Annotated in this window: 12 protein-coding genes; 7 read left to right on the forward strand and 5 right to left on the reverse strand. The window is 61.3% G+C overall.

All coding sequences use genetic code 11. The features are described 5' to 3' along the window. Positions 1–51: 51 nt before the first annotated feature. Together rbfA and AB1A62_RS04030 are read left to right on the forward strand one after the other, a co-directional pair. Positions 52–447 carry a 30S ribosome-binding factor RbfA gene (gene rbfA / locus AB1A62_RS04025; RefSeq protein ID WP_019295139.1) on the forward strand — a complete coding sequence of 132 codons (396 nt, stop codon included), beginning with the start codon at positions 52–54 and terminating at the stop codon, positions 445–447. Further along, positions 444–1193, forward strand: a complete 750-nt coding sequence (locus AB1A62_RS04030; RefSeq protein WP_366660109.1) for a phosphodiester glycosidase family protein — start codon at positions 444–446, stop codon at positions 1191–1193. Before rbfA ends, AB1A62_RS04030 begins: the two co-directional genes overlap by 4 nt. An 8-nt stretch (positions 1194–1201) precedes the next feature. Here the strand turns inward: AB1A62_RS04030 and rarD are convergent, their stop codons facing one another. The 5 genes from rarD to mutM form a co-directional block, all read right to left on the reverse strand. Then, entirely contained in the window at positions 1202–2104 is a 903-nt protein-coding gene (rarD, locus tag AB1A62_RS04035) for an EamA family transporter RarD (RefSeq protein WP_366660110.1), read from the reverse strand. Between the two features lie 174 nt (positions 2105–2278). Next, positions 2279–3691 carry a chromosomal replication initiator protein DnaA gene (dnaA, locus tag AB1A62_RS04040; RefSeq protein WP_366660112.1) on the reverse strand — a complete coding sequence of 471 codons (1413 nt, stop codon included), beginning with the start codon at positions 3689–3691 and terminating at the stop codon, positions 2279–2281. A gap of 545 nt (positions 3692–4236) precedes the next feature. Beyond that, complete coding sequence (rpsT, locus tag AB1A62_RS04045) at positions 4237–4500, reverse strand: 30S ribosomal protein S20 (RefSeq protein ID WP_019295144.1); 264 nt, start codon at positions 4498–4500, stop codon at positions 4237–4239. A gap of 213 nt (positions 4501–4713) precedes the next feature. Further along, positions 4714–5490, reverse strand: a complete 777-nt coding sequence (locus AB1A62_RS04050; protein WP_174146863.1) for an enoyl-CoA hydratase — start codon at positions 5488–5490, stop codon at positions 4714–4716. 63 nt (positions 5491–5553) lie between these two features. Continuing rightward, positions 5554–6405, reverse strand: coding sequence for a bifunctional DNA-formamidopyrimidine glycosylase/DNA-(apurinic or apyrimidinic site) lyase (gene mutM / locus AB1A62_RS04055; RefSeq protein WP_366660113.1), 852 nt, complete (start codon positions 6403–6405; stop codon positions 5554–5556). Positions 6406–6491: 86 nt separating this feature from the next. On the opposite strand from mutM, the gene ubiE reads away from it, so the two are divergent. The 5 genes from ubiE to AB1A62_RS04080 all read left to right on the forward strand — a co-directional run bounded on the left by ubiE (position 6492) and on the right by AB1A62_RS04080 (position 13619). Further along, on the forward strand, positions 6492–7244 hold the full coding sequence (gene ubiE, locus AB1A62_RS04060) for a bifunctional demethylmenaquinone methyltransferase/2-methoxy-6-polyprenyl-1,4-benzoquinol methylase UbiE (RefSeq protein ID WP_039184344.1): 753 nt from the start codon (positions 6492–6494) through the stop codon (positions 7242–7244). A 3-nt stretch (positions 7245–7247) separates the two neighbouring features. Next, complete coding sequence (ubiB, locus tag AB1A62_RS04065) at positions 7248–8777, forward strand: 2-polyprenylphenol 6-hydroxylase (RefSeq protein ID WP_366660115.1); 1530 nt, start codon at positions 7248–7250, stop codon at positions 8775–8777. A gap of 319 nt (positions 8778–9096) precedes the next feature. Then, on the forward strand, positions 9097–9486 hold the full coding sequence (locus tag AB1A62_RS04070; protein WP_366660117.1) for a response regulator: 390 nt from the start codon (positions 9097–9099) through the stop codon (positions 9484–9486). 78 nt (positions 9487–9564) lie between these two features. Then, complete coding sequence (locus AB1A62_RS04075) at positions 9565–12861, forward strand: chemotaxis protein CheB (RefSeq protein ID WP_366660119.1); 3297 nt, start codon at positions 9565–9567, stop codon at positions 12859–12861. Between the two features lie 113 nt (positions 12862–12974). Further along, positions 12975–13619, forward strand: coding sequence for a hypothetical protein (locus tag AB1A62_RS04080; protein WP_366660120.1), 645 nt, complete (start codon positions 12975–12977; stop codon positions 13617–13619). Positions 13620–13626: the final 7 nt, after the last annotated feature.

Genomic DNA, 13626 nt, shown 5'->3' on the forward strand with positions numbered 1-13626 from the left:
CATCGCCGGGCAGCGCTTGGCAAAGCCTGCGATCCGGCATAGATCGGAACTATGGCAAAGAACAAATTCCACGATGGCCCCGGGCCCTCCCAGCGCCAGCTTCGCGTCGGCGAACTGATCCGCCGCTCGCTCTCCGAAGTGCTGGCACGCGGCGATGTGCATGACCCGGACCTGAACCGCATGTCGATCACCGTGGGCGAGGTACGCACCTCACCCGATCTGAAAATCGCCACGGCCTTTGTGCTGCCCCTGGGCGGCAAGGGGCAGGAGGACGTGCTGAAGCTCCTGGCCCGCAACAAGAGCGAACTGCGCCGGATGGTCGGCAAGAAGCTGGGTCTGAAGTTCACCCCTGATCTGCGCTTCCGCCTGGATGAGACCTTCGACCAGATGGACGAAACCCGCCGGATGCTGAGCCAGGACGCGGTGCGCCGCGACGTGGAAGAGTGATCCGCAGGGCCGCATTGCTGCTGACTGCGCTTTGGACCGGCCAGGCCGCCGGCGCGGTCGAATGCAGCGATGTCGCCTATGAGGGCAGCCGATACACGATCTGCGAGACCGACGCGGCCAAGGAGCAGCTGCAGCTGTTCCTGCGCGATGGTGACGGCCAGGTCTACGGCCATTTCTCAACCTTGGAAGAGGCGCTGGCAAAGGACGGCAAGACGCTGGCCTTTGCCACCAACGCCGGCATGTATCACAGCGACCGCTCGCCCGTCGGCCTCTACGCCGATGAAAACGGCGAGGAAATGCGCCTTGTGACCAACGCAGGCCCCGGCAACTTCGGATTGCTGCCGAACGGTGTGCTTTGCATCCGCGACGGCCGGGCGGATGTGTTTGAAACCCTGGCATTTGAACAGGATGCCCCTGCCTGCACCTATGCTACCCAGTCCGGTCCGATGCTGGTGATCGGCGGAGAGCTGCATCCGCGGTTCCTGCCGGATTCGGACAGCTACTACATCCGCAACGGAGTCGGCACCTCGGCGGATGGCAGCCGCGCGGTCTTTGCTATCTCGCGCAATGCGGTGACCTTCCATCAGTTCGGCAGCCTGTTCCGGGACTACCTGAAACTCCCCAATGCGCTGTATTTCGACGGCAATATCTCGCGCCTGCACGCGCCGCAGCTGGGACGCAGCGATGCCGGCTTCATGATGGGGCCGATCGTGGGTGTGGTCGAGAAGGTGCCGGCAGGCGGGTAAGACCCGCCTCAACCAGGACGTTTGCGCATCTGGCGCACCATAGGCACAGTATAAATCACCAGCGCAGCCCAGATCATCGGGAAGGCTATCATCCGGGCGCGGCCGAATTCTTCCCCGAACAGCAGCACCGCTGCCAGCATGATCATCGTCGGCGCGATGTACTGCAGGATTCCCATGGTCGACAGCCGCACCAGCTTGGCGCCATTGGCATAGACAATCAGCGGCACGGCGGTGACGACGCCGCAGCCCAAGAGCAGCGCGGTGTCCGGGAGAGAGGCGCCAATATTGCTGCTTCCTGTGAAGGTAAGGTAACCGAAGTACCCAAGCGCCGGCGGCAGAAGGATCAGCACTTCCAGCAGGAAGCCTTGGTTGGGGCCGATAGGAAGCGACTTCTTGAAGAAGGCATAGAAGCCCCAGGTCAGGGTGAGCCCGACCGCCACCCAAGGCACCCGGCCCGCTTCCAGCGTCAGCACCACCACCGCAGCAGCAGCCAGCGCAACGGCGGCCAATTGCGTCTTGCTGAGCGGTTCGCGAAGCAGGATCGCTCCGATCGCAATACTGAACAGCGGATTGATGTAATAGCCAAGCGCGGCGTCCAGCGCCCGGCCGGCCGCAATCGACCAGACATAGATGCCCCAGTTTACCGAAATCAGCGCCGCGGTGATGCAGGCCATGCCGAGCATCCGCGGGTTCTTCAGCGCCGCCCGCAATTCCTTGGTGCGGCGCAGCACGATCAGCAGCGCGCCCGCCACCGGCACCGACCAGATCACCCGGTGAGTGACGATCTCAGCCGCTGGAACATGCGACAGCGCCTTCATGTACAGCGGCAGGAACCCCCACAGCAGATAGGCGGTGACGGCAAAGGCCAGACCGCGGGGCGTATCCAGGTTTTCAGCGGGTTGCGGTGTCATGCGGCGCTCCTGTTCAGAGCGCACTTATGGCTGATTTTGAACCGGATGGAACTTTGTTTTCCGTGATACCGGGTATTCAGCTGCGTTATGGGCCGCAGCCCCCCTGCCCCAACAGAAAAAACGGCCCCGGAAACCGGAGCCGCAAGTCATTCGTATTGGGGGGGCGGTTACGCGTCAGGCTTCCAGCGAACGCCGCAGCATCTCCACGTCCTCGGCGATCTGGCCGTCGGTCAGCTTCAGCTCCTCGATGCGCTTCACACCGTGCATCACGGTGGTGTGGTCGCGCCCGCCGAAGCGGCGGCCGATCTCTGGCAGGGAGCGGCTGGTCAGCTGCTTGCACAGGTACATCGCCACCTGGCGCGGACGCGCGTAGGAGCGCAGCCGCTTGGGGCCGATGATGTCGGACATGCGGATGTTGTAGTACTCGGACACCTTGCGCTGGATTTCCTCGACGGTGATCTTGCGCTCCGAGGCGCGCAGCACGTCTGCCAGGCAGTCCTGGGTCAGGTCCATGTCGATCTCGCGGCCCACCAGCGAGGCAAAGGCGAACAGCCGGGTCAGGGCGCCTTCGAGCACGCGGACGTTGGTCGAGATCCGGTGCGCCAGGAACTCCAGCACGCCGTCTGCGATACGAAGGTCCGGGTAGGTCTCGCGCTGCTGCTGCACCTTGGTCTGCAGGATGCCCAGACGCAGTTCGTAGTCGGTCGGATGCAGGTCCACGACCAGGCCGCACTGCAGGCGGGATTTCACCCGGTCCTCCAGATCCTTGATCTCGCCCGGGGCGCGGTCGGCGGAGATGATGATTTGCTTGTTCTGGTCCACCAGCGCATTGAAGGTATGGAAGAATTCCTCCTGGGTGGAGTCCTTGCCGGCGATGAACTGAACGTCATCCACCATCAGCACGTCGACCGAGCGGAACAGGTGCTTGAAGTCCATCATCTTGCGCTCGCGCAGGGCCTGCACAAAGCGGTACATGAACTGTTCCGCCGACAGGTAAAGCACGTTCAGGGACGGGTTCTTTTCCTTCAGCTCCCAGGCGATGGCGTGCATCAGGTGGGTTTTACCCAGGCCCACGCCGCCATAAAGAACCAGCGGGTTGAAGGTGACAGGGCCGCCCTCGCCAACCCGGCGCGCAGCAGCGTGGGCCAGTTCATTCGGTTTGCCGACGACAAAGCTGTCAAAGGTAAAGCGCGGATCCAGCGGCGCCGCCTGCAGCGCTTCCAGAGTGTCCTTGCCAGAGGCGGAAGCAGCAGAAGCCGTAGGCGCGGTCATGACAGCCACATCGCCTTCAGCGCTGCCATAAGCCTCTGCAGCAGCTGCAGGCTCTGCCGGGCGGGCCGAACTGTTGGCGGCAACCCGGAATGCCAGGCGCTGCACTTGTTCCCCGGACATCGTCAGCTCATGCAGAATGAGATCTGCAAAGTTCTGGCTGACATAGTTGCCCATGAAATTGGTCGGCACCTTAAAGACAGCAACACCGCCATCCACCGCATCAAATTCCAAAGGTTCGATCCAGGTCGTGAAATTGTTCTGGCCGACCGTCTTCAACAGCCGGTTTCTGAGCTGTCCCCATTTTTCTTCTGTCATGCTGCGCCTCACGCATCCCCAAAAAGCAGCGGCCCATTTGCCGGGCCAATTCTATTCTTTCCCCCAACCACCCGGGGGGCACTCACGCACAGGTTTACCGCGTGCGGGCCAGCAGTGGCCGCATTACCCGAAGGCTAGACGTTCGACAGCACGGCAAAAACAGCCGCAAAAAGCGGCAGATTCGCCGTTACGAACATTATCGCACACAATTGAGACAAGGCTGCTGACCATAACCGATACAGCAGTGGATCCCGGCCAGATAAGCGCATCAAATGCGCCCCGTGCCGAGCAACCTGGCAATCTTGATGCCCGTCAAGATTGCCGCGAGCAGCCTGTCCCCCCAGCGAGTGAATCGCTGTAACAGTGGTAGCAATTTGAGGGGGGCAGCGGCAACGAAACTATGATGTTGACTCTGTCTTTGGCGGCAAAGAATCTCCGGCGCCCAGCGAGTCCGCACAAGGGTTTTCCAAAAAAACAAGGCGCTGCAATCTGCAGCGCCCTGACAACTTTTCAACGGCCCGTGAGCCTGCTCAGCAGAGCGAATCTCAGGCCAGCGCCTTCACGCGTGCGGACAGGCGCGAGATTTTCCGGGAAGCGGTGTTTTTGTGATACACACCCTTGGTGACGCCGCGCATCAGCTCAGGCTGAGCGGCGCGCAGAGCGGCAGTTGCTGCTTCTTTGTCGCCGGAAGCGATGGCTTCTTCAACTTTACGCAGGAAGGTACGGATGCGCGAACGACGGGCTTTGTTGACGGCAAAGCGCTTTTCGTTCTGACGTGCGCGCTTCTTGGCCTGGGGCGAATTTGCCATGGTGTCTGACCTTATCTTCGGGTTCTGTTTCTATCGGACGCAATGCCAGCCAAACCCGGGTCGGACCACCGGTGTGATTCTAGCCTGAGCGGGCTGCACGCGCATGTATGAGGGCGGCGTTTAGCTAACTCTGCACGGAAATGCAAGGGTGCCGGCCCGGAATGCGAAACGGCGGGCTGTGCGGCCCGCCGTTCCTTTGTCTTCTTAGGCAGCTCACTTGTCGCGGAACTGCGCCTCGCGCTTTTCCAGGAAGGCGGCCATGCCTTCTTTCTGGTCTTCGGTCGCAAACATCGAATGGAACACGCGGCGCTCGAACAGAATGCCCTCGCTCAGCGGCAGCTCATAAGAGCGGTTCACGGCTTCCTTGACCGCCATCGCGGTCAGCAGCGATTTCTCGGCGATCTTCTGGGCCGCTGCGGTGGCTTCCTCGATCAGCTTCTTGGCCGGCACCACGCGCGACACCAGGCCCGCGCGCTCAGCTTCCTCAGCGTTCATGAAACGGCCGGTCAGGTTCATGTCCATCGACTTGGACTTGCCCACATATCGGGTCAGCCGCTGGGTGCCGCCGATACCGGCCACAACGCCCAGGTTGATCTCCGGCTGGCCGAACTTGGCGGTTTCCGCGGCGATGATGAAATCGCACAGCATCGCCAGCTCGCAGCCGCCGCCCAGCGCATAGCCGGCAACCGCGGCAATAACCGGCTTGCGGATCGCCGAGATACGGTCGTTGGCATCGGCAAACAAATTGGTGGAAAACACCTCGGTAAAGCTCATCTCCGACATCTCCTTGATGTCGGCACCGGCGGCAAAGGCCTTTTCCGAGCCGGTCAGCACGATGCAGCGCACCTTGTCGCTGGCATCGGCCTCTTCCAGAGCATCGCAGAGCTCGCCAATGAGCTCCTTGTTGAGAGCGTTCATCGCCTCAGGGCGGTTCAGTTTTATGAGGCAAACGTGGTCCTGCACATCGACGTTGATCGTCTCGTAGGCCATGATTTCTCTTTCGGTTGTTCCGTTCAGATCCGAGTCCTTACCAAAAGGGTCCCTCTGATCAAGCTATCTTTGGCACTTTACACAGTAGAAGGTGGAGCGCCCCGACTGGGTGATTCTGGCAATTGACCCCGCGCAACCTTCCCGCCGGCAGGGTTCTCCCTCGCGTCCGTATGCATCAAAACTGTGCTGAAAATATCCAAGTTCACCAGAGGCTTGCCTGAAATCCTTGAGCGACGAGCCGCCCGCGCGGATGGCATCCTGCAGCACCTCGCGGATGATCGGCACCAGCGCCGCCACCCGATGCGCGGCAATCTGCCCGGCCTTGCGGCGTGGCGAAATTCCCGCACGGAACAGCGCTTCGCAGACGTAGATGTTACCAAGGCCCGCGATGATTCCCTGATCCAGTAATGCCGATTTCACCGGCGTGTTACGCCCCTTGAAGGCAGCCACCAGGTGATCTTCGTGGAAATCATTGCCCAGGGGCTCCGGCCCCAGCACTGCCAGCAGCTTGTGGGATTCGGCGGTGGCAGTCGCAAACAGATCCATCGCCCCGAACCGGCGCGGATCGTTGAATGTGATGCGGGCGCCATTGTCCATGTCCAAGACCACATGGTCATGCTTCTCCGCCTTTGGGTGCTCATGCACGAACTGCCCCAGCGGATCGCCCGACACCGTCATCCGCCCGGACATGCCGAGGTGAATGAGCAGAGTCTCATCTGTATCGAGATCGGCCAGAATGTATTTCGACCGCCGCCTGAGGGCATTGACCCGCGCGCCTCTCAGCCGCTCGGCCATCCGCTCCGGAAACGGCCAGCGCAGATCCGGGCGGTTCACTGCCGCCTTTGTGATCACCGCCCCCTCCATCGCAGGCGCCAAACCGCGTTTCACCGTCTCGACCTCGGGCAATTCTGGCATTACACCCCTCCTGAACCAACGGGCCGCATTGTGCCTGCCCCACAGCGCCTTATAACAAGGGCCAAACTCAGCAAACGGCAAGTGGCATGAGCAACACCAGCGACAACACCACCCATTTCGGGTTCGAAACCGTCCGCGAAGAGGAAAAGGCCGGCCGTGTGCAGGGGGTCTTCAACTCGGTCGCCTCGAAATACGACATCATGAACGATGTGATGAGCGTCGGCATCCACCGGGTCTGGAAGGACGCGATGATGGACTGGCTGGCTCCGCGCCCGGGCCAGCGGCTGCTGGATGTGGCCGGCGGCACCGGCGACATCTCTTTCCGCTTCCTGAAACGCGCAGGCCATGGCCACTCCACCGTGCTGGACCTCACCCGCCCGATGCTGGAGGAAGGCCGCAAGCGCGCCGAGGCCGAGCAGATGGCCGATAGCCTCGACTGGGTCACCGGCGACGCGATGAAGCTGCCGTTCAAGGACAACACCTTCGACGTCTACACCATCTCCTTCGGCATCCGGAACGTGACCCGCCCGCAAGAAGCGCTGAACGAGGCCTACCGGGTGCTGCGCCCCGGCGGGCGGCTGATGGTGCTGGAATTCTCGCAGCTGCCGAATGACGGGCTGCAGAAGCTGTATGACCTTTATTCCTTCAACGTGATCCCGCGGATGGGGCAGATGATTGCCGGCGATTACGACAGCTACCAGTATCTGGTGGAATCGATCCGCAACTTCCCCGATCAGGAGACCTTCCTGGGCATGGTCAAGCAGGCAGGGTTCGAGAATGCGAAATACCGCAACCTGTCGATGGGCATCGCCTGCCTGCATTCCGGCTGGAAGATCTGATCCATGCGCGGCCCCCATAATATCCTGCGCCTGATCCGAACAGGCGCCACTTTCGAGCGCACCGGCGCCATGCATTCTGTGCTGGAGGCGTTCGAGGCGCCCAAGCCCCTGCGCATGCTGGCCCGCACCCTGGGCTGGCCGTTCAAATGGCTGGGCTACAAGGGCGACCCCGCAATGCCGCCGGAAACCCGCGCGCTGAACGCGCTGGGGCCGGCCTATATCAAATTCGGCCAGGTGCTTTCGACCCGGCCGGACGTGGTGGGCAAGGATCTGGCCAACCAGCTGCGTGTGCTGCAGGACAAGCTGCCGCCGTTCTCCCGCGCCGCAGCGCTGGCCGAAGTGGAAAAGGAACTGGGCCGCCCGGTCTCCGAGATCTTCTCGGACTTCAGCGACCCGATCGCTGCCGCCTCTATTGCCCAGGTGCACCGGGCGACGCTGGCGGAAACCGGCGAAGAAGTGGCCGTCAAGGTGCTGCGCCCCGGCATCGAGCGCGCCTTCAACAAGGACGTCGACGCCTTCTATTTCGCGGCCCGCATCGTCGACCTGTTCGCCCCCGGCGCCCGCCGCCTGAAGCCGATGGATGTGATCGAGCATTTCGACGGCGTGGTGCAGGGGGAGCTGGACCTGCGGCTGGAAAGTGCTGCTGCCTCGGAGTTTGCCGCCAACACGGCCAAGGACGAAGGCTTCCAGCTGCCGGAAATCCGCTGGGCCTATTCCGCCCGCCGGGTGATGACAATGGGCTGGGCCGACGGCATCCCGCTCGGTGACAACGACGCGCTGGATGCAGCCGGGCACGACCGAAAGCTGCTGGCCAACCGGGTGCTGTCGCTGTTCCTGCGCCACGCGCTGCGCGACGGTTTCTTCCATGCCGACATGCACCAAGGCAACCTCAAGGTCGCCGCCAGCGGCGATATCATTGCCTATGATTTCGGCATCATGGGCCATATCGACGAATACACCCGCCGGGTCTATGCCGAGATCCTCTACGGCTTCATCAAACGCGACTACAAACGCGTGGCCGAGGTGCATTTCGAGGCCGGTTACGTGCCCGCCAACCGCGACGTAGATGAATTTGCCCGGGCCCTGCGTGCGGTGGGTGAGCCGATTTTCGGCATGGATGCCTCGCAGATTTCGATGGGCCGCCTGCTGAATTACCTGTTCGAGGTGACAGAACGCTTCGGGATGGAAACCCGTACTGAGCTGATCCTGCTGCAGCGCACCATGGTGGTGGTCGAGGGCGTTGCCCGCTCGCTGGATCCGCGGATCAATATCTGGGAAGCCGCCCGCCCGGTGGTCGAGGATTACATCAAGAAGTCCATCGGCCCTCGCGCTGTTGTCACTGACCTGCTGGACACCGCCAAGGTGATGGCGCGCTTTGGCCCGCGCCTGCCCGCGCTGGTCGAACAGGCGCTGATCGCCCAGGCCGCGCAAAACGGCGCGCGGCCGCGCGGCAACAGGGGCTGGCTGGCCCCTGCGGTTCTGGGTGCGGCCGGCGCCACCGGTGTCTTTGCTGTCATCGCCTTGCTGGCCTGAGAAAACACAAGCGTTTTCGAGTAATGCCCCGCATCCGAAGGAAGTGAGCTGGATCTGACACACCGCATCCTGCAGTGCCGGCCAGCCCGCGCAGGTCGCGGTGCTTTCTGCAAAAATCGCGCCCAAGATGTGTTATGCGCACGTTAGACACGTTGACCGAAAGTGGAAACACCAGCATGATGGCAGCGGAACCTCTAACAGGAAACCCGCTGAAATATCTGATTTTGCTGGATCATTGCGGGGCATTCCGGCAACCGCCAACACCGTGCCGTGACCGGGTACCTGTCGTAGGCCACCGCCGCAACAACGGAACCTGCTGATGAACAACCCGCGGAAAGTCCTGCTTGTCGAAAATGACGAATTCACCCGGTATATGATGCGTGAGATCATCGTGGCGCTTGGCGTTGAGGTTGGTATCGCCGAAGACGGTCAAGCCGGGATCGACATGCTCAGCAGCGCGCCAAACGAATACGGGCTGGTCTTGATGGATCTGCACATGCCGCGGATTTCAGGAATGGAAGCGGCGCGGCAAATCCGCGAAGCTCCGATGGATCCCCCCAGCAGCGTGCCGATTATCGCGGTAACGGCGGATGTCGCCTATCACAATGACGCAGTCGTCAAGGAACTGGGCATGAACGGCTTTGCCCCCAAACCGGTAACGCCGGGCCGGCTGCTGCAGCTGATCGACAGATTTTGCGCTGCCGCATAGACTGCACACACCCGGTGAAGGCAATGCCTTGTTCCTGCAGCATATTTCATGAGCACATTGCAATACGGTTGAAGACGAATGGAAGACATGGACCAGAAAATGAGCGCCACCCGACCCTCTGCTTCAGCCGAAAAAGATGGCATGCAGGCCGGCGCTGAAGGAAACGGTCTTCATGTCGTCGGCATCGCCGCCTCCGCCGGCGGCCTGGAGGCGCTCTCGAATCTGGCGCAGAACCTCCCGCCCTCGGCCAACGCAATTTATGTGATTGCGCAGCATATGTCGCCCACCCACAAGAGCGTGCTGACATCGCTGATCGCCCGCGAAACAAAGCTGCCGGTTCTGGAACTCGGGCGCGAGACCCGGCCGGAGGCCGGCACTATCTATGTAACGCCGCCGGATACCGACGTGGTGCTGGAAAGCGGCGTTTTGCGCCTGCGCAACCCTGCCGGCCACCCTGCTTCCCCCAAACCGTCAGCCGACCGCCTGTTCAAAAGCATTGCCGAAGAATGCGGCGAACGCTGCGTGGGCATCGTTCTGTCCGGAACCGGCAGCGATGGCAGCTATGGCGTGCAGGCCATCCGCGAATGCGGCGGTATCACCATTGCCCAGGACCCGGCCTCAGCAAAATACGACGGCATGCCGGCTTCCGCAATTGAAACCGGCTGCGTCGACCTCACGATGACCCCGGAGCAGATCGGCCAGCACTTCGAAAAGATCCTGACCCGCCCGCGCGATCTGGCACTGCTGAAGCCCGACACAGATGAGCCCAGCAAGCTGAGCGAGCTGTTTGCCATCCTGATGGCCCGAACCCAGGTGGATTTTGCCAATTACAAGGAAAACACCATCAACCGCCGGGTTGCCCGCCGGATGAACGCGCTGGGCATCGAGAGCTACGAGAACTATGTCGACTACTGCCGTTCGAACCTGAACGAGGTCGATGCGCTGCACCGGGATCTGCTGATATCCGTTACCCGTTTCTTCCGCGACCCGGAGCAATTCCGCAAACTGAACGACCAGCTCGAAAAGCAACTCGCGAACCGCGGCCCCGGCCCGATCCGAGTTTGGGTGGCCGGCTGCGCCACCGGCGAGGAAGCCTATTCCATTGCCATCCTGATCGCAGAATTGCTTGGCGGTCTCCACGCGCTGACCAAGAGCAACGTGCAGATTTTCGCCACGGACATCGACCAGAACGCCATCGAGGTCGCGCGCAAGGGCATTTACCCGGCCTCTGCGGTCCAGGATATTCCAGCCAGTTACCTGAATGAATATTTCATCCTCAGTGAAAACGACATTTCGGTCCGCCAGGAGCTGCGCAATGTAACGCTGTTCTCGCGGCATAATGTTTTCCAGGACCCGCCCTTCATCAACATCGATCTCATCACAATCCGCAACGTGCTGATCTACTTCAATCTGGCACTGCAGGAACGCGTGCTGACCCGGCTGCACTACTCCCTGTCCGCAGGCGGGCTGCTGTTTTTGGGAACTTCGGAAACCGTTGGCGAAATGGGCATCTATTTCGAGGCCCGCCAGGGCACAGACAAGATCTTCGGAAAACGCCGCGGAATTTCCAGGGAACTGACGATTTCCCCCACGTCAACAGGCGGTGCTTACATGCGGTCACTGGAAATGCGCAAGTCAGCAACCCAGTCCGCAGCAGAACAGTCGGATCAGGTCAGCCTGTCTCTGGCCCGGGCAGTAGCGCCTAATGGGCTGATCTGCACCCGCAATGGCGATATCATCGAAGTGCTGGGCGATATCAGCGTCTACAGCGAGATTCGGGCCGGTATGTCGACATCGCTGAACGTCAAAATGCTGATTGACCCGCTGCGCAGTGAAGCCTCAAGCCTGATCGCCGTCGCCATACGCAAGGAAGAGCGCCGCGACGGGCGATGGCACAACCTGTCTCTGCCCACCGGCAATCGCGTTCAGCTGCAAGCCTTCCCGTTCTTCAGCCACAAAGGCGGCGAACTGCATTGCCTGCTTGCTATCAATTCCAAGTTCGAGGAGCACAAAGAGCTCAACTTCGAAGATATCTCGGATCGCGATCAGCGCGAATATGTAGAACGCATGGAACTGGAGGTCCGAACCACCCAAGAGACGCTGCAGCAAACCATCGAGGAATTGCAGACGGCCAACGAGGAACTGCAGTCCACAAATGAGGAATTGCAGTCAAACAACGAAGAATTCCAGGCCACCAATGAGGAACTGGAAACCTCTCATGAAGAACTGCAATCCACCAACGAAGAGCTGCTGACCGTCAACGAGGAATTGCAGATCAGCTCAGCCGAGCGCCAGGCGCTGGCTTCCGAGCTGGAAGCGATGCTGGCGTCCTCCCCCTATGCGGTGGCGCTGGCCGACCAGGCGCTCATCATCCGGCGGCTGTCGCGCGTCGCGCAGGAGGTGTTCGGCACCGGCGAGCTGCCCCCGACCGGCCTTCACCTCAGCCAGTGCCATCTGCCTCCCGGTTTCCCGGCCCTGGCCCCAATCGCCAATACCGTGCTGCGGCTGCAGGAAACCCGGCGCATCCCGGTCCTGTCCGGAAGCGATTACTATACCCTGATCCTGTCGCCGGTTCTGGACCAGCATCAGAAACTGATCGGCATCTCCATCACCGTAACCCGGTTCGACAACGAGCCTTTCAGTGATGTCCTGAGGCTTGTCAGCAAAGTCACCAATGTCGGGTTCTGGACCCAGAACCTGCAAACAGATCAGGCTTATCTCTCTCCTGAAACCCATGCCATTCTCGGCATCGAGGACAGCGAAACCGGCCTCGACCTGGATCAGCTGCTGGCACGCGCCCACCCGGAGGACCGCTCGGTCCTGCGATCCCGGCTGGACGGCCTCTTCGAAGCCGGCGGTTCCTTTGAATTCGAAGCCCGTTTTTTCAGCGACGCCGGCAACACGCTCAACATCGCCGGGAGCCTGATGGTATTTCAGGATTCCCATGGCGAGAACATGCAGCTGATCGGTGTGTGCTGGGACAAGGCCAAATTCGACGAACGGGACCTGATGCTGGGGTGCAGCGCAGCGGTTCAGAACCATCTTTCCGTCGGCACTTTCTCTTTCGATGTGATGAACAATGTGCCGATCTGGAACAAACCAATGTTTGAGCTGCTGGGGTATGCCCAGGGCGTCGACGTGCCGTCGGTGGAAATGCTGCTGGAGCGTGTCCATCCCGAGGACCGGGATTTTGCCAAGGAAGGTCTGCAGGATGTGCTGACGATAGGCCAGCCCTTCCACTACCCGCTGCGGCTGCAGGGCAAAGATGGCAGGTACAACCGGGGCGAGCTGTTTGCCCAGGCCCGGCAGGACAAGGCAGGCCGCACAACCCATGTCTTCGGCGGCCTGCAACTCTACCGGAGCGGTCCGGAGTAGGGTACGCATGTTTGCCAGCGACAGCGTTTTCGGGTTCTGCGCGCGGATCAAGCTCTGCCTGCTGCCTCGCACACCCGGCAGCCTGTCCGCTGGCTCCAAGCAGGTGCACTCTGGTGGTCCCTTTGAAGCCTGAAGGAAACGGCCTGGACACAGAGCTCCTTGGGCGCACCTATCTGGCAGCTCCCTATGCGTCCTTCATCCTCGACTGGAACGGCCGCATTCAGGTCTGCAATCGCAGAGCTGAACGCAGCTTTGCACCAGGCAGCGGCCCGCTGCACGGAACCTGCATCAGCGGCCTGACCTTGCTGGAGCCTGAACGTGTGATCGCGCGGCTCCGGCAAGGGACGGCACAGGACACCACGGCCTTGCCCATGAGCGCCAGCATGCGATCATCGGCGGCACCGGAAACCGAATTCCGCGTCTCGCTGCTGAAATCTGATACCAAGGGCGAACGGCTGATCCTGCTGACACATGACCAGTTGCGGGTCACAGCGGATGCACTCCGGCACATGAACGAGCTGCGCAGCAGGCTGCGCGGCGAATTGCGCGACGCCAAGGATGCCAATCTGAAGCTGCAGGAAACTCTGCTTACGATGGAGGCCTTTGCCCAGGCAGCCTCTCATGACCTGCGCACGCCGCTCAGCACTCTTACCGGCGCCCTGCATTATTTTCTGAACACTACGCTGCCGGGTTGCCGGATACGGCCCGGCGATTCCTGCAGCACATGTCCCGGGCCACCAGCCAGATGGACCGGCTGACAACGGA

Origin of the sequence: Leisingera sp. JC11 (genome assembly GCF_040704725.1) — a bacterium.
Classification (GTDB): domain Bacteria; phylum Pseudomonadota; class Alphaproteobacteria; order Rhodobacterales; family Rhodobacteraceae; genus Leisingera.